The sequence below is a fragment of the uncultured Formosa sp. genome, assembly GCF_947500765.1.
GTDB lineage: Bacteria > Bacteroidota > Bacteroidia > Flavobacteriales > Flavobacteriaceae > Formosa.
Genome location: NZ_CANMTH010000007.1, coordinates 26,399 through 44,500, shown reverse-complemented (window position 1 = coordinate 44,500; position 18,102 = coordinate 26,399). Strand labels below are relative to the sequence as shown.

Genomic DNA, 18,102 nt, shown 5'->3' with positions numbered 1-18,102 from the left:
AAATTAAGTGACTACAGCGCAACTTTACGAACAATTTTCTAATGTAAATCACTCTCGAGAAAAGCGTTTGTATTTTGCAAATTTATTATTAAATCAACCTAAACTAATTCCTAGCGTACTAGAACTTCTATTTAAAACAGACCATAAATTGTCTTATAAAGCCGCTTGGATTTTAGAGTTTATGTGTGGCGAAAATTTAAGTGCCTTACTTCCGCACTTAGACACGTTTACAGTTAGCATGCATACTGTACATTTAGATCCAGCTGTGCGTCCCGTTGCTAAAATATGTGAATATTTAGCGAAGGCTAACGATAATATAACAAACACCACAGTAAGAAAAGCTCTAAAACCTATATACAAAGAACGTATTATAGCGGTATGTTTTGACTATATGATTAATGACGAAAAAGTTGCAGCCAAAGCCTATAGTATGAATACACTTTATCTTTTGGGTAAAGAATTTGAGTGGATTTACCCAGAATTAGTCATCATATTAGAGCGAGATTTTCAAAAGCAAAGTCCCGCTTTTAAAGCACGTGCAAAACAGATTTTAAAACGTATTAACTCAAAAAAAAAGACAATTCAATAAAGGTATACACATCTTGAATATTTAATTAAATCCTTTCTAAATATCATCTAAAATAGGGAACAAAATGCTTATATTAGCGCCTTTAAAAAAAACCACAACACATGTCAATATCAACACTTAATGCTATCTCACCTATAGATGGTCGCTACAGAAGTAAAACAAGCTCTCTAGCTCCTTATTTTTCTGAAGAAGCTTTAATAAAATATAGAGTTCAAGTAGAAATTGAATACTTTATTGCACTTTGCGAAATTCCATTACCTCAACTTAAAGATTTCAACACTAATCTTTTCGGGGATTTACGCGAAATTTACAAATCATTTTCTACCGAAGATGCTCTAGCAATTAAGAACATTGAAAGTGTTACAAATCACGATGTTAAAGCGGTTGAATATTTTATTAAAGAAAAATTTGACGCTTTAAATATTTCAAAATTTAAAGAGTTTATCCATTTCGGATTAACATCTCAAGATATTAATAACACAGCAATTCCGTTAAGTATTAAAGACGCATTACACGACGTTTACATTCCTAAGTTTTTAGCTTTAAAAGAAAAACTAGAAAGTTTAGTTGAAGCATGGAGCGATGTCCCTATGTTAGCTAGAACTCACGGACAGCCAGCATCTCCTACACGTTTAGGAAAAGAAATTGACGTATTTGTTGTGAGACTAAATGAACAATTTAAATTTTTACAAACGGTACCGCATGCCGCTAAATTTGGTGGAGCAACAGGAAACTACAATGCACATAACGTAGCGTACAAGCACATTGATTGGAAAAAATTTGGAAATAGTTTTGTACAAGATGTTTTAGGTTTACACCATTCGTTCCCAACTACACAAATTGAGCATTACGACCATATGGCAGCTTTGTTTGATAACATAAAACGTATAAACAATATTATAATAGATTTAGATCGTGATGTCTGGACTTACGTTTCTATGGATTATTTTAAACAACGTATTAAAGCTGGTGAAGTAGGAAGTTCTGCAATGCCACATAAAGTGAATCCTATAGATTTTGAAAATAGTGAAGGAAACTTAGGTATGGCCAATGCTGTATTTGAATATCTTTCTGGAAAACTACCAATATCTAGACTACAACGCGATTTAACAGATAGTACAGTATTAAGAAATGTAGGTGTTCCTTTTGGACATACATTAATTGGTTTTGAATCGACTTTAAAAGGGTTAAACAAATTACTTTTAAACAAAGATAAATTCGCTTTAGATTTAGAAAATAATTGGGCTGTAGTTGCCGAAGCCATTCAAACCATATTACGCCGAGAAGGGTATCCTAACCCATATGAAGCGTTAAAAGGTTTAACTCGTACAAATGAAAAAATCAATCAATTATCGATTTCTAATTTTATTGACACCTTAGAAATTTCTGATGAAATTAAATCAGAATTAAAAGACATTACACCAAGTAATTATACTGGAATCTAAATTTTAAATTACTATGCTTTCCGATAAAACGTCATTTATATTAACTGTTGCAGTTGCTTTCGGGTTTTCTATTTCAGGCATTTTAAATATTTTAGACAACTTTGTAATCGTGACTCTTTTATTACTTGGGTTTCTTTTAATTGTTGTTAATTTATTTACTTACGAGAAAATTCAAATTGAAGAATACGAAAAGCCTACTAATACCGAAGAAGATTTCGACATCGATTAAAGTCGTTTTATATATAATACAAACAAAAAAGCAGCTTATCTCTAAGCTGCTTTTTTTATTCTTCTTCCTCTAAAGCTCGCTTAATTATTGGTTCCGGAAGAGATTTCTTTGCCTTTGCTCCCATTTTTTTTAGCTTTTCTACACTTGTTACTAAGTTTCCTCGACCATCTACTAATTTGTTCATTGCCGCAGAATAATCTTTCTTAGCATCGTCTATTTTCTTTCCTACACTAGTTAAATCCTTTATAAGACCTTCAAATTTATCGTAAAGTGAACCGGCAAGTTTAGCTATTTCTAAAGCATTACGTTGCTGTTTTTCATTATTCCACATACTATCTATAGTCCGTAAAGTAGCCAATAAGGTGGTTGGTGTTACAATTACAATATTCTTTTCGAATGCCTTATTATACAATGCATTGTCTTCGTTTAAAGCAATAGCAAATGCCGGTTCTATGGGAATAAACATGAGTACAAAATCTGGAGATTCTATATCGTAAAGGTCCTGATAATTCTTTGCCGAAAGTTGCTCTACATGTCTACGAATAGAATTTACATGCGCTTTTATAAAGGTCGCTTTATCAACATCATCATTGGCATTCACATAACGTTCGTAATCTGTTAACGAGACTTTAGAGTCTATAATCATTTTCTTACCATCTGGAAGATGCAAAACCACGTCGGGCAGTACACGAGAACCGTCTGTAAGGGTGAAATTTTGTTGTACAAAATATTCTCTATCTTTCTCTAAACCCGATTTTTCTAGCACACGTTCTAAAACCAATTCGCCCCAATTTCCTTGCATTTTACTATCTCCTTTTAAGGCGCGAGTTAAATTAGATGTTTCCTTGGTCATTTGCTGATTTAAATCTTTCAAGCCTAACAATTGCTCTTTTAATGCCGAATGCATACTGATACTTTCTTTCTGAGAATCGTCTACTTTTTTCTCAAATCCTTGAATTTTTTCTTGAAGCGGATGTAATATATTTTTAATATTTTCTTTATTCTGAATTGTAAATTTCTCCGATTTTTCTTCTAGAATTTTATTTGCCAACAATTCAAAATCTTTACGCAGTTGTTCCTGTTGTTTCACCACATCTTTATCGCGCTGAAGATTTTGTTGTCTCAAATTTTCAAATTCAGAATTTCTACGCGTTAATTCAGTGTTTAAAAAATCTTTTTCTCGTCTAATTTCTTCACGTTGCATTTCTATTTTTGAAATCGTTTCTTTTAATTCAGTTAACTTGGTTTCAAAATTATATTGCTGCTTTTCGATTTCAGTTTCAGAAAACTGTTTTAAATCAGAAAGTTGTTGTTGTAAATTAGTGTTCCGTTCTTCCAAGGTACTTTTTTCGCCTTTGCTTTTAAGTTTATTAAATAGCATGCCTAAATAAGCACCTATTACAGATGCAATTAATATGGCTAGAATAAGAATAATATTGTCGTTCATAATAATTTGAATGTAGTATTGTAAAAGTAATACTTTATAAAGATTATAATTTCTGAATTAAGAATGTTTTCGTTACACGACTTCCTTCATTTCTCTATAAAGTTTAGCTTATTTTTAGATTTACTAACCCTAAAATTCAATTCCTAAATAAAAAAAATTAAAGATTATCAATCATTTAAATATTAATTCCTTATAAATTTAAACCTAATAAATAAGACTATAAAGATCAAATAGATCGTTAATTTATCATTCAAAATACAGCGAAGAATCTCTTTTTAATTTCAATTATTATAGATTTGTTAGTCGAATTTCTTCTAAATGACAGTACCTTATTTATTCACACGAAAACTCCCCGTAGACGCGTCAAACTGAATCAAATCATCGGGAAATAAAGTAGTGAACACACCTTGCTGAATTAAATTACATGGCATATCTGACACCACATTTTCAGGTGTCATAACAATCATATTATCGCAAAGCTGAATTGCCAAATCGATTTCGTGAGATGAAAACAATATGGTCTTCCCTGTTTTCTTAGCTAATTTCTGAAGTAATTTAAGAATATATGCTTTGTGATACATGTCTAAATGTGTGGTAGGCTCGTCTAAAATAATTAAGTCGGTATCTTGTGCTAAAGCACGTGCAATCATTACTTTTTGAAGTTGTCCATCACTTAGTTCAAAACATTTTTTATCTTTTAATGTTTCAATATTTGTAAGTACTAAAGCGTGATTTACTTTTTCTAAATCTAAATTGGATAACGTTCCTATCCAATTGGTATAGGGCTGTCTTCCCAAAGCGACCAACTCGAACACCGATAAGTTTTTCGACGTCAATTTTTCAGTAAATACAATACTTAATACTTGTGCCAACTCTAAAGCATCGTAAGAGTTTACCGCTTTATCGTTTATAAAAACCTGTCCGCTTAACGCTGGTTGTGTATTGGTAAGCGTACGCAACATGGTAGATTTTCCAATTCCGTTTCCTCCAACTAAACCAATCAATTCACCTTTACCCAGAGAAATATTAATATGCTTAGAAATTACATGTACATCCTTTTTAGAACGGTAACCTATAGATAAATCTTTAGTTTTTAAAATGATATGTTTATTATTTCCCTTCATCTTAAAACATCAAATTTCTTTTTCTCACCAACAACCAAATTACAATAGGAGCTCCAACTAAAGAGGTAATCGCATTAATAGGTAACGTATAATCGCTATTTGGAATTTGTGCAATGGTATCGCATATAAGCATAATAACAGCTCCTAATAACACTACAGCTAGTAATAACACTTTATGGTTAGACGTATTAAAAACCAAACGTGTTAAATGCGGAATTGCTAAACCTATAAACGCTATCGGACCAGCAAAAGCAGTAATTGTTCCTGCCAATAAACTTGTTGCTAAGATGATGAATAGTCGGCTTTGTTTTAAATTCAATCCTAAACTTTTCGCATAATTATCGCCCAACAATAACGTATTTAACGCTTTTATAGATGCTAAACTTAAGAGTAGCCCGACGCTATATATAATTGCAAACACACCTACTTCCTGCCAAGATAAATTTCCTAAACTTCCAAAGCCCCAAAACACATAACGTTGTAATTGTTCTGCCGAACTAAAATAAGATAGTACTCCAACAATAGCTCCGGTAATACTTGCAAACATGAGTCCGATAATTAAAATAGCCATAGTATCTCGTACTCTAGATGATACTATTAACACAGACAACAATACAAGAAAACTCCCTAAACTGGCAGCAATAACGACACTCCACTTCGAGGTTAATAATACAGCAAACATGCCACCAAAAAGTCCAGAGCCTAAAATAACAATAGCAACACCTAAGCTTGCACCAGAGCTAATCCCTAACACAAATGGTCCTGCTAAAGGATTACGAAATAAGGTTTGCATTAACAAGCCAGACACTCCTAATCCAGACCCCACTAATAGTGCAGTAATAGCTTTTGGCAATCTGTAATTTTGGATGATGTAACTCCACGATTCGTTTGAAGGTGTTCCGAAAAGACTTTCAAAAACACCATGCAAAGGTATTGATACGGACCCCAAACTAATATTGACAAAAAAACAACATAGCAACACCACAAAAAGGGCTATAAAAGCTTTATTATATGTAGGCTGATTTGGCAATTAATTTAATTTTTTAAAAAAGAACAAATCGTAATCTTGAAGTAATTCTGGATGACAAATTTTAATTAAATCTTTTAATACTAAATCTGGTCTAGACTGACCTAATTCGTAATACAATACGCCTCCTGTATCACCTTTTGTATTAGACATACTATAGATTTGTTTCTGTTTAAAAGCTTCAAATTTAGTGTAGTGATTGTTTGCAGATTTTAAAGCATCGTAACTAGAATAAATAGACGGATTAATCCAAATATTTGCTGCTTTTGCTTTATTAAAAACAGTTTCAAAATTTAAAGCTAAACTGCCTACGCCTTGAGTATTTTTCCAAAGATAATTTGCATTTGCATCCTTTAAAAGCTGTGCTTCTGGACTTGTACCATTTGGCATGTACCAAACATCTTTAAACATCGCACCACTAAATACACTTGGTTTTTCGGCAACATTTTCGGCTAGTTTTTTAGCTTCTAAATATTCTGTTTCAATAGTATTGTAAACAGATTCTGCTTTGGACTCTTTATTAAAAAGTACACCAAATAATTTTATCCATTCGGCTTTTGCTAATGGAGATGCCTCAATCCAATCGCCATTATAAATAACTGGAATATTTGCTTTTTTTACGGTCTCCATAGCATTGTTATTGCCATCTATACCAAAGGCAATCACAACTTCTGGACGTAATTCTAATAAAACTTCTGTATTAACACCTTCATTTTTACCTAATTCTCGCACCTCATCGGCATCGATTCGTGCTCTTATTTTTTTTGAAGACACATATTTAGTCCCTGGAAATCCAACTAATTTCTGAGACTCTCCTAATAATTCTAATCCGGGTAAATGTGTGGTAGATGTAACCACGATACGTTCTATTGGAATCGGAATTACAGCTTCAAAATCGTCTGAATTTAAAGACACTTCATCTTTATTTTCTTTATTAATTAAGGCAAATTTAAACGTTTTATCGGCCTTTGGCCACGGACTATAAATCTCTAATACTTTATAATTTTTATACGATGTAACCGAAAATCCTTTCGCATGTTTTAAAAGCAGATCGACCCCCTGTTCTTGAACTACTTTAACTGTTTTTGTATTGTCTTTACAACTAAAAACCAACACAAAAAACACTAAGAATAATGACTTAAATGGAAGAAATTTCATTTTCTGTTATTTTAAAATGAATACAAAATAGTGTTAAAACAAAAGCTTAGCTTAAAATTTTAACACTAAAAACACTTCAAATGTAAGCATATAAAATTCAGACAAAATAAAATAGTTGATTTTTTTAATTCATAATAACATCAAAAACGACAAACCAAATTACAAAACATAAGGTTTTGCATTCCAATTATAATAAAAACCTTATTTTTGCCCCGAATTTTGGTTCATATCATATCACGTGATGGATTAAATGGGAATTGAGTGAAAACCTCAAACTGTTCCCGCAACTGTAATCTTAGTTTTGCTTTGCAAAATGCTTGTTATTAAACTTCAATACACCACTGGTTTTAATTTAAAACTGGGAAGGTAAATAACAAGACGAAAGTCAGGAGACCTGCCAAATTCTGCTTAATTAATTGACTTTCGGGCAAAGAGTCTTAAGATATATGAAAGAAAAACTAATTGTACAATTTTTATTTATTGCATGTTTCCCTGCTATTCTAGCTGCGCAAACAGATGCTATTCAGAAATTAGATGAAGTTTTTATTACAGCAGATGCGCAATTAAAAGCCTTTAGTAATTCGCAAACGGTTTTAGTCTTGTCTGATAGTATTATTCGTATAAACCAACCTTCATTAACGTCTTTATTAAATTATAATACGCCTATTTTTTTTAAAGAAAATGGATTAGGCATGGTGTCTTCGCCTGCTTTTAGAGGAACTACAGCACAGCAAACCGCGGTAGTTTGGAATGGTATAAACATTAATTCTCAGCTAAATGGACAAACCGATTTTAACACCTTAAATACGTCAGATTTTAATGCAATTAGCGTACGAAGTGGTGGAGGAAGTGTTATTTATGGTAGCGGTGCCATTGGCGGAAGTATTCATTTAAACAATACGTTCGATTATACAAATGGATTTAAAAATACGATAAATAGTAGCTTAGGAAGCTATAACACACTACAATTAAATTATAAAGGCAATATTGTTGTTAAAAATTTAAGTGCAAATATTGGAATAAGTAGAAATAGTTCTGATAACGATTATGATTATGTAGATTCTGATGAGTTTAACGAAAATGGTGATTTTTACAATACCAGTTTAAACACTAATGTTAGTTATAGATTAAATAAAAATAATGTTTTTAAATTATACAGTTATGTCTATGATGGCGAACGTCATTTTTCACTAACTAATTCTAACGAAACACCTACAAAATACAGAGATTTTAATACTAGAAACTTAATTGAATGGGATGGTTTTTATAACAAAATCACGTCAAAATTAAAACTAGCCTACTTAACCGAAGAATATAAATATTTCTCGAATATAGCATCCGACTTATACAGTCATGGCCAGGTAAATTCTATCATTGCTAAATACGATTTTACGTATAATCCTTCAGAAAACATCACGATCAATGCTATTGCAGATGCCACACAAAATAAAGGAAAAGGGTCTAGCATTGAACAGGAAACTAGAAATATAGGAAGTTTAAACCTATTATTTAAACATCAATACAATTCGTGGTTTTTATACGAATTAGGATTAAGACAAGAAATTACAAATAATTATAACAGTCCGTTTTTATATAGTTTAGGATTCCAATTTCAAGTCAGTAACCCCTACTCTATTACTGTTAACGGCTCAAAAAATTTTAGAATTCCAACTTTTAATGATTTGTATTGGGAAGACAGCGGAAACCCTGATTTAAAACCAGAAACATCCTATCAGGCAGAAATCGGAAATCATCTTAAATTAAAACACACTACCTTATCTGTAACGGCTTACTATAACGACATTACCGATATGATTCGTTGGTTACCTAACGGAGATATTTGGCAACCAACCAATACAGAACATGTTATTACCTATGGTTTAGAAGGCTTATTGCACTATGCAAGAACGGTTAACAGCCATACGTTTACTTTAAATGGCACGTATGCGTATACCATTTCTGAAAATCAGGAAACAAAAAAACAACTTACATACGTACCTTATAATAAGGTAACAACTAGTTTAGGATACAGCTTTAAAGATATATCGGCATTTTACCAATGGATGTATGTTGGCAATGTGTTTACCACAACAGACAATCTTTCTAAATATGAGAGAGACGCCTATCATCTCTCTAATATCGGAATAGATTATACCTTTAATAATACTTTTACTTTAGGCGGAAAAATTAACAATATTTGGAACAGAAATTACCAAAGTGGTTCTAACAGATATATGCCAGGAAGAAATTATTCAATTTACTTAAACATTAATATTTAATTATTACACTATGAAACAGATAAACAAATTTTTTGCCATTGCTTTAGCGAGTGCTGCACTCTTTAGTTCATGTAGCACCGACGATGATGATAATACTACAATTATACCGCAAGGAGATTATGATAACGGATACTTTGTATTAAACGAAGGACAATTTGGAAATGTAGGTACTGCAGGAATTAGTTTTATTGGAGAAGATAAAATTATTGAAAATGATGTTTACTCAACTATAAACCCAGGTGCTTCTGATATTGGAAATGCATTACAAAACATCTTTTTTGATGACAATTATGCTTACATTATTTCTGGTTCTGCCAATCAAGTTACTGTTGTAGACCGTTATACTTTTGAATATAAGAACACTATAAGTACAGATTTTGACAACCCAAGATATGGTGCAATAGCTAACGAAAAAGCCTATGTAACAAATTCTGCAGGATATACTTTAGGAGCTGAAGATGACTTTGTCACTATTATAGATTTATCTGATTATTCTACAAGCACTTTTGCAATGGAAAACGCAAACAAAGTGATTGAAGAAGATGATATGATTTATTTTGCTAATGGATATTATGGTAGCGGAAACGAAGTTACTGTTTTAAACCCAACTACAAATGCAACGACAGTAATTGACCTAGGTACAGGAAACACTCCGAACTCTATTGTTGAAGAAGATGATGCACTTTATGTATTAACAACCAATTACGATGGTACATCTTACATTTTTGAAATTAGTACATCTTCAAATGCAATTACAGATACTATTGAATTAACCGATTATGTATCAAGTCCGCAGCAATTAAACATAGAAGACGACACCTTCTATTTTACAGATTCAACTTCTGTATATGCAATGGACATTAACGGTACAACACCTTCAGAAATCTTATCTTACACATCTACTTCTGATTACGGTGCAATGTATGGTTTTGCTGTAGAAGATGACACAATTTACATTGCTGATGCTGGAGATTTTGCGTCTGCAGGAACAACTTACGAATATTCTTTAACAGGAACGTTATTAAACACGTATACTGTAGGTATCGCTCCAAACGGGTTTTATTTTAATGATTAATTACCAAATCGGTCATAAAAATAAAAGGCTGCCAATTGGCAGCCTTTTATTTTTATCTATATATTTTTATTAAGATACAAACAATGGTCTATCTGCCATAAGTGCATTTACTTTAGTAGCAACCGCTTTTAAAACAGATTCATCTTCTAAGTTCATAATTACTTCATCAACCAAGTCTACAATAGTTTGCATGTCACTTTCTTTTAAACCTCTTGTAGTAACAGCAGCAGCACCGATACGGATACCTGAGGTTACAAATGGAGATTTATCATCAAAAGGTACCATGTTTTTATTTACAGTAATCTCTGCTAAAACCAAAGCTTCTTCTGCTTGTTTTCCTGACACATTTTTATTTCTTAAATCAATAAGCATCATATGGTTATCTGTTCCACCAGAAATAATATTATACCCCTTTGCTACAAATGCATCAGCCATTGCCGAAGCATTTTTCTTTACTTGTAACATATAAGTAAGGTAATCGTCTGTTAGCGCTTCACCAAAAGCAATCGCTTTAGCGGCAATAATATGCTCTAAAGGTCCTCCTTGGTTTCCTGGGAATACAGCAGAATCGAATAAAGAAGACATTTTTCTTTTGTTTCCATTTTTAAGTGTAATTCCAAATGGGTTATCAAAATCTTCACCCATCATAATCATTCCTCCTCTAGGACCTCTTAATGTTTTATGTGTAGTTGTTGTTACAACATGACAATGAGGAATTGGATCGTTTAAAATTCCTTTAGCAATTAATCCTGCAGGGTGTGAAATATCTGCCATTAAAATTGCACCAACACTATCTGCTATAACACGGAAACGTTTAAAATCGATATCACGTGAATACGCTGAAGCACCAGCAATAATTAATTTTGGTTGCTCTTTAGTAGCGACCTCTTGAATTTTATCGTAATTTAAAACTCCTGTTTCTTGGTCTACACCATAAAACGAAGGGTTGTATAATTTACCTGAAAAGTTTACTGGAGACCCATGAGTTAAGTGTCCACCGTGAGATAAATCGAAACCTAAGATTTTATCACCAGGTTTTAAACAGGCTGCAAAAACAGCTGTGTTCGCTTGACTTCCAGAGTGTGGCTGTACATTTACATAAGCCGCTCCAAAAAGTGCTTTCGCACGATCAATCGCGATTTGCTCTACTTCATCAACAACCTCACAACCACCGTAGTAGCGTTTTCCAGGATAGCCTTCAGCATATTTATTAGTTAAAACAGAACCTGCAGCTTCCATTACTTGGTCACTGACAAAGTTTTCTGAAGCAATTAACTCTAAACCATGTAACTGGCGTTGTTTCTCTGCTTCTATTAATTCAAAAATTTGTTCGTCGCGTTGCATCATTATAATTATCGTTAAAAATTCCTCAAAAATAACAAATAGATTAGTTAAATACATCAAAAAACATATATTTGAATAGAATTTATTAAACAAACAATTAACAATTATATTATGCAAATATCAGCCAACAATCCAGATCGTAAGACATGGCTGCATGTCGATAAAAATTCGGATTTCCCTATACAAAATATTCCTTTCGGTGTATTTCTTACCCGAGACGACATTATTACCATAGGAACTCGAATTGGAGATACAGCGATCGACCTTGGTGCTTTGCATCAATTAGGTTATTTCAGCGATATTCCTTTAACAGATGATATCTTTCTTCAAGATACTTTAAACGATTTTATTGCTGATGGTAGAAAAACTTGGCGTGCCGTTCGTAATAAAATTGCTGATATTTTTGATGCTGATAACGATACTTTAAAGAATAATAAACAACATAAGGAAATTGTATTATTTCGTTTAGATGAAATTGAAATGCAATTACCTATACAAATTGGAGATTACACCGATTTTTACTCTAGTATAGAACACGCTTCTAATGTAGGAACACTTTTTAGAGACGAAGAACATGCCTTGTTACCAAACTGGTTACATATTCCTATTGGTTACCACGGAAGAAGCTCGTCTATAATTCCTTCAGGAATCCCTATACATAGACCACAAGGACAAACATTACCTCCAGATGTAGAGGAGCCTGTTTTTGGACCTTCTAAATTTGTAGATTTTGAACTAGAAATGGCTTTTATCACTACAGATGCTAACGATTTTGGAGAACCTATTCCTGTAAATGAAGCTGAAGAGTATATTTTTGGATTAGTGTTATTTAACGATTGGAGCGCAAGAGATATTCAGAGTTGGGAGTTTGTACCTTTCGGTCCATTTTTATCTAAAAACTTTGCATCGTCTATGTCACCTTGGATTGTTACTTTAGATGCTTTAGAGCCTTTTAGAGTACAAGGACCTAAGCCTATTAAAGAGCAAATGCCTTATTTAAGAACTAAAGGAAAAAAGAGTTTCGATATTAATTTAGAAGTAGCAATTCAGCCTAAAACTGCAAAAGAAACAATTGTGTGCCGTTCTAATTTTAAACATATGTATTGGAATATGTCTCAACAATTAGCACACCATACAATTAACGGATGTCCTGTAAACTCTGGCGATTTAATGGGTAGTGGAACACTTTCTGGTCCTACACCAGAATCTTTAGGTTCAATGTTAGAATTAACTTGGAGAGGTTCCAAAACACTAACTTTAAAAGATGGTACAGAACGCACCTATATAAACGATAATGATACTGTTATTATGCGTGGATATTGTGAAAATGATGGAACTAGAATTGGTTTTGGAGAAGTTAAAAACGAATTACTTCCAATATTTAAACCTAACAAAAAATAAAAGTTATAAAAAAATCCCGATCTTATATCGGGATTTTTTTTGCTCTAAACACTACTTATTTATAGACTCTCATCTATAATAACTTGAACACATTCTGGATTTAGCAATGTACTTGTATCTCCTAAATTACTAAAATCTTTACTCGCAATTTTTCTTAAAATACGACGCATAATTTTACCTGAACGTGTTTTAGGTAAACCATCTGTAAATTGAATTTTATCTAATTTGGCAATGGCTCCTACTCTATCTTTTATTAATTGATTAATCTCGTTTCTTAAATTATTCTGATCTCTGGATTCACCTGTTTCTTTTAACATAACATAACCATAAAGCGCGTTTCCTTTTACGTCATGTGGAAATCCAACAATAGCAGATTCTGCAACTGCTGGGTGTTCATTAATAGCATCTTCAATAGGTGCTGTTCCTAAATTATGTCCAGATACAATAATAACATCATCTACACGACCAGTAATTCTGTAATATCCAACCTCATCTCTTAAAGCACCATCTCCCGTAAAATACATATTCTCGTAAGCAGAGAAGTACGTCTCTTTATAACGTTCATGATTTCCCCAAATGGTTCGAGCTATAGATGGCCATGGAAATTTAATACATAAACGTCCATCTACTTGGTTTCCTTTAATTACATTTCCACTTTCATCCATTAATGCGGGTTGAATTCCTGGAAAGGGCAAAGTTGCATACGTTGGTTTTGTTGGCGTTACATACGGAATTGGAGTAATCATGATGCCTCCTGTTTCTGTTTGCCACCACGTATCTACAATCGGGCTTTTATGTTTTCCTACGTTATCATTATACCAGTGCCATGCTTCTTCATTTATTGGCTCTCCTACAGAACCCAGAACTTTTAATGATGATAAGTCGTAATTTTCTAAAAAGGATATATTTTGTTTAGCTAATGCACGAATTGCTGTTGGTGCTGTATAAAACTGATTCACTTTATGCTTTTCAACAATTTGCCAGAAACGTCCAAAATCTGGATATTGAGGTACACCTTCAAACATTACCGTAGTAGCTCCATTAGCTAATGGCCCATATACAATATAACTATGTCCTGTAATCCAACCAATATCTGCAGTACACCAGTACACATCGCCATCTTTATACTGAAATACGTTTTTAAAGGTATAAGCAGTATACACCATATAACCTCCGGTGGTATGAACCATCCCTTTAGGCTTACCTGTAGATCCTGAGGTATATAAAATAAATAAAGGATCTTCAGCATTCATAATCTCTGGTTCGCAAACCGCAGACGCAGCATCTAATAACGGCTGCAACCATAAGTCGCGACCTTCCTTCATAGTAATATCAGAATTGATTCTGTTTACAACCAAAACATTTTCTACAGTAGGGCAAGATTCTAATCCGCCATCTACAATACTTTTTAAATCTATAGTTTTAGAACCACGGTAAGAACCGTCGGAAGTAATTACCATTTTACATGCACTATCGTTTATACGAGACGCTAAGGCTTTAGAAGAAAACCCCGCAAATACTACAGAATGAATTGCTCCTATTCTTGCACATGCTAATAATGAAATTGCCAATTCTGGAATCATAGGTAGATAAATACACACACGATCGCCTTTTTTAACACCTTTATCCTTCATTACATTTGCCATTTGGCAAACGCGATCGTGTAATTGCTGATACGTAATATGTTCAGCTGTTTCATCTGGATTATTCGGTTCAAAAATAATAGCTGTATGATCGCCTTTAGTTCTTAAATGCCTATCGATACAATTTTCAGTAATGTTTAATTGAGCGCCTTCAAACCATTTTATTTCAGGTTTTTTAAAATCCCAACTTAAGACGTTATCCCAGCGTTTTCTCCACATAAAATGTTCTTCTGCAACTTCTGCCCAAAAATTCTCAGGCTCCCTAACAGATTTTCTATATACTTGATAATATTCTTCTAAATGCTTTATGTGATAATTACTCATTGTACGATATGGTTTTAGTAGTTAATTTGATAGTTTCACAACACTCTTCTAAATTATAAAAATTTAACAGAATATGTAACTTTTTTCTACCGATAACATAATTTTAACTACAAATAATTAAAACATCCATACAAATACTAAACACATACCTTTTACCACTACCTTTTTTAATAGCATTTACAACGTTATAAATTCAACATATATTTTTTTGAAATTCAAATGTAATCTTGTCATTTTACAAAGGTTTAAAAACGACAATTTTTCATAATTTATGACAAAATAACATCACAAAATAGCTTAATATACATATGATGTACTTTGGTATTTAATTTGTTTATAAAGCTACAGAAGTCTTAATTGATTTCAAATTTGAAATATTGTTTAATTTAAAATTTTGTATTATGAGCAATTTAGTTAGTGTTCCTAAAAACGGAAATTTAGCAAACACCAATTCAAATGAAAACGTTCCTACGTTGTCTAGTTGGTTAGACGACATTTTTAACAGAGATCTACCTTCAGTATTTACATCTAATTTTAATACTGGAATAACTTTACCAAAAGTAAACATTAAAGAAACTGCAGATGCTTTCATTGTAGAAATGGCTGTTCCTGGTCTTAAAAAATCTGATTTTCACATAGACCTTAACAATCAAATGTTATCTATTTCTACAAAAACAGAACAAGAAAAAGAACACAAAGAAGACAATTACACTCGTAGAGAATTTGGTTATTCTTCATTTAAAAGATCCTTTAGTTTACCTGAAAGTGTAGACGCAGATAAAATTAATGCTAAATATAATGATGGAATTTTAGACATTCTTTTACCTAAAAAAGAAGAAGCCAAACAAAAACCTGCAAGAACTATTGAAATCTCTTAGTTCTACACATTATTTTTTTTAATCTATTATTAATGATGAGGCTGATTATTTCAGCCTCATCTAATTATAAATATAAAATCATGAAAAAATATGTATTAATAACATTAGTCGCATTATTAGCGATAAGCTGTAACGGACAAAATGATAAAGCAGAAAATAACGAAGCAAAAATTCCAAAAGGAACTTGGAAAGTAGATAAAGAATTTGATAATAATGGCAATTTAATTAAATACGATAGTATTTACTCTTGGTCTTCTCATGATACTATTAAGAATTTATCTCTGAAAGAGCAAGACCGTTTAATGCAACGTTTTAGATCTAAATTCTTTAATGATTTTTCAGATTTAAATCATCAAGAATTTGAAGATATATTTACTCAAGATTCTTTATTTAGCAAACATTTTTTTAACGACGATTTTTTTGAAAGTCACTTTAAAAAAGACTTTGTAAATATTGATGATTTAAGAAAACAAATGATTGCTGAACAAAAGAGACTTATGGAAAAATATGAATCAGGCATTATAAAACCTGAAGAAGATAATTAATATTCTACATAAACTCTGAACACATAATTATAGGAGTAACTTAAAACGACCTAAGTTTTTTTAAGTGTGGCAACATATACTTTAACACGTTTTAAAACACGAGGAGCCATAATTAATGTCGCCAACATTGTTGGGATTGCCATTAACGCAAAAAAACCATCAATTAGGTTAATCATCATATTTAAAGATGTAGTTGCTCCTAAAATTATACTCGATATATATATGTAATTATAGTAGTGTTTTTTATCTGCCCCGAAAAGAAAAGACATACATTTTGAACCATAATACGAATATGAAAACAAAGACGAAATACTAAAAACAAAAATACATAGTAACAATAAATATTTACCTACACCAGGAATAGCATGTGCAAAAGCTGAGGCTGTTAAACTTACCCCATTAGCATCCGAAGTTTGCCAAACACCAGTTACTAAAATAGCTAAAGCTGTTAAAGTACACACTAATAATGTATCTATGGCTGGTCCTAACATTGCGACTAAACCTTCACGAATTGGTTCGGCGGTTTTAGCTGCTCCATGAGCCATAGGCGCTGTACCAATTCCAGCTTCATTAGAAAATGCTGCTCTACGAATTCCTAAAAGTATTAATCCGCCTAAAGCTCCTCCTAAAAAGTTATCCCCTTTAAAATTCTGAGCGGTAAAAGCATTAGAAAAAATCAATCCAATATATTTAGGCACATCCTGAATATTAACAGCAAGAATAATTAAAACCAATACAAAATATAATGCAACCATTGCCGGAACCAATCTTGAAGCGGTCTTACTAATTCTATCTATTCCTCCTAAAATAACTACACTCGTTATTGCTACCAAAATAAGCCCGATAATTAAGCTAGATATAAATCCGACTTCAATATTATTTGGTGCTAATAAAATATCGTTAATCGCTTGAGTTAACTGGTTAACATTAAACATGGGTAACGCACCAACTAAACCAAACACACTAAACATAACCGCTAAAGGTTTCCATTTTTTTCCTAAACCTTCTACAATAAAATACATTGGTCCGCCTTGCAGTTGGCCTTCACTATCTTTTCCACGATACATTACGGCTAAAGACGATGTAAAGAATTTAGTTGCCATACCAATAATAGCACTTACCCACATCCAGAACACGGCTCCCGGACCACCAATAGCAATAGCTACAGCTACCCCAGCAATATTTCCCATACCCACGGTGGCAGACAACGCCGTTGTGAGAGCTTGAAAATGAGAAATCTCTCCAGGATCGTTTGGATCGTCGTACTTACCTCTTAAAACTTGGATGGCATGACCAATAAAACGAAATGGTAAACATTGTGAGTACAATAACAAATATAATCCTCCACCGGTTAAAAGGATTAATAAAGGTAACCCCCACACTAAAGAAGCAAATTCTGAAAATAAATTATCTAAAAAGACCATGAAATAACAACAATGTTTTGTTAAATATAATCTTTTTTAAACAGTCAAGTTTGAGTAAAATTTCAAAAAAAACACATCTTTTTGCTTTAATTCTAATTTTATTATGACTATTATTAAATTATAATCAATACAAAATTTTGATAATACTAAAGAATTAAAATTATTGTACT

The 18,102-nt window shown here is 32.4% G+C and carries 15 protein-coding genes and 1 riboswitch; of the genes, 8 read left to right on the top strand and 7 right to left on the bottom strand.

Translation table 11 applies throughout. The features are described 5' to 3' along the window. Positions 1-7 precede the first annotated feature (7 nt). From Q1B05_RS13120 to Q1B05_RS13110, 3 genes are all read left to right on the top strand, one after another. Entirely contained in the window at positions 8-589 is a 582-nt protein-coding gene (locus Q1B05_RS13120; RefSeq protein ID WP_299781405.1) for an adenylosuccinate lyase, read from the top strand. 101 nt (positions 590-690) lie between these two features. Continuing rightward, positions 691-2,034 carry an adenylosuccinate lyase gene (gene purB / locus Q1B05_RS13115; RefSeq protein ID WP_299781403.1) on the top strand — a complete coding sequence of 448 codons (1,344 nt, stop codon included), beginning with the start codon at positions 691-693 and terminating at the stop codon, positions 2,032-2,034. 13 nt (positions 2,035-2,047) lie between these two features. Further along, the gene (locus Q1B05_RS13110; protein WP_299781401.1) at positions 2,048-2,263 is read left to right on the top strand and encodes a hypothetical protein; all 216 of its coding nucleotides are present in this window, start codon (positions 2,048-2,050) and stop codon (positions 2,261-2,263) included. 55 nt (positions 2,264-2,318) lie between these two features. Here the strand turns inward: Q1B05_RS13110 and rmuC are convergent, their stop codons facing one another. The 4 genes from rmuC to Q1B05_RS13090 all read right to left on the bottom strand — a co-directional run bounded on the left by rmuC (position 2,319) and on the right by Q1B05_RS13090 (position 7,019). Beyond that, the gene (rmuC, locus tag Q1B05_RS13105) at positions 2,319-3,710 is read right to left on the bottom strand and encodes a DNA recombination protein RmuC (RefSeq protein ID WP_299781399.1); all 1,392 of its coding nucleotides are present in this window, start codon (positions 3,708-3,710) and stop codon (positions 2,319-2,321) included. Positions 3,711-4,039: 329 nt separating this feature from the next. After that, positions 4,040-4,834 carry an ABC transporter ATP-binding protein gene (locus tag Q1B05_RS13100; RefSeq protein ID WP_299781397.1) on the bottom strand — a complete coding sequence of 265 codons (795 nt, stop codon included), beginning with the start codon at positions 4,832-4,834 and terminating at the stop codon, positions 4,040-4,042. 1 nt (position 4,835) lies between these two features. After that, entirely contained in the window at positions 4,836-5,864 is a 1,029-nt protein-coding gene (locus Q1B05_RS13095) for an iron ABC transporter permease (RefSeq protein WP_299781395.1), read from the bottom strand. Continuing rightward, positions 5,865-7,019, bottom strand: a complete 1,155-nt coding sequence (locus Q1B05_RS13090; protein ID WP_299781393.1) for an ABC transporter substrate-binding protein — start codon at positions 7,017-7,019, stop codon at positions 5,865-5,867. Between the two features lie 203 nt (positions 7,020-7,222). Continuing rightward, positions 7,223-7,436: riboswitch (cobalamin riboswitch) on the top strand. Between the two features lie 29 nt (positions 7,437-7,465). Here Q1B05_RS13090 and Q1B05_RS13085 point away from each other — a divergent pair. Continuing rightward, the gene (locus Q1B05_RS13085) at positions 7,466-9,298 is read left to right on the top strand and encodes a TonB-dependent siderophore receptor (RefSeq protein WP_299781391.1); all 1,833 of its coding nucleotides are present in this window, start codon (positions 7,466-7,468) and stop codon (positions 9,296-9,298) included. A gap of 10 nt (positions 9,299-9,308) precedes the next feature. After that, entirely contained in the window at positions 9,309-10,373 is a 1,065-nt protein-coding gene (locus tag Q1B05_RS13080) for a hypothetical protein (RefSeq protein WP_299781389.1), read from the top strand. A 69-nt stretch (positions 10,374-10,442) separates the two neighbouring features. On the opposite strand, the gene glyA is transcribed toward Q1B05_RS13080, so the two are convergent. Continuing rightward, positions 10,443-11,717 (bottom strand): serine hydroxymethyltransferase, encoded by a 1,275-nt coding sequence (glyA, locus tag Q1B05_RS13075; protein WP_299781543.1) that lies wholly within the window; start codon positions 11,715-11,717, stop codon positions 10,443-10,445. Between the two features lie 111 nt (positions 11,718-11,828). Between glyA and fahA the strand changes: the two genes are divergently transcribed. Further along, positions 11,829-13,118, top strand: coding sequence for a fumarylacetoacetase (fahA, locus tag Q1B05_RS13070; protein ID WP_299781387.1), 1,290 nt, complete (start codon positions 11,829-11,831; stop codon positions 13,116-13,118). 59 nt (positions 13,119-13,177) lie between these two features. Here fahA and acs read toward each other — a convergent pair whose 3' ends face one another. Beyond that, the gene (acs, locus tag Q1B05_RS13065) at positions 13,178-15,085 is read right to left on the bottom strand and encodes an acetate--CoA ligase (RefSeq protein ID WP_299781385.1); all 1,908 of its coding nucleotides are present in this window, start codon (positions 15,083-15,085) and stop codon (positions 13,178-13,180) included. Positions 15,086-15,486: 401 nt separating this feature from the next. Between acs and Q1B05_RS13060 the strand changes: the two genes are divergently transcribed. Next, the gene (locus Q1B05_RS13060) at positions 15,487-15,963 is read left to right on the top strand and encodes an Hsp20/alpha crystallin family protein (protein WP_299781383.1); all 477 of its coding nucleotides are present in this window, start codon (positions 15,487-15,489) and stop codon (positions 15,961-15,963) included. 80 nt (positions 15,964-16,043) lie between these two features. Then, complete coding sequence (locus Q1B05_RS13055; RefSeq protein WP_299781381.1) at positions 16,044-16,508, top strand: hypothetical protein; 465 nt, start codon at positions 16,044-16,046, stop codon at positions 16,506-16,508. A 50-nt stretch (positions 16,509-16,558) separates the two neighbouring features. On the opposite strand, the gene Q1B05_RS13050 is transcribed toward Q1B05_RS13055, so the two are convergent. Further along, positions 16,559-17,932, bottom strand: coding sequence for a sodium:alanine symporter family protein (locus Q1B05_RS13050; RefSeq protein WP_299781379.1), 1,374 nt, complete (start codon positions 17,930-17,932; stop codon positions 16,559-16,561). Positions 17,933-18,102: the final 170 nt, after the last annotated feature.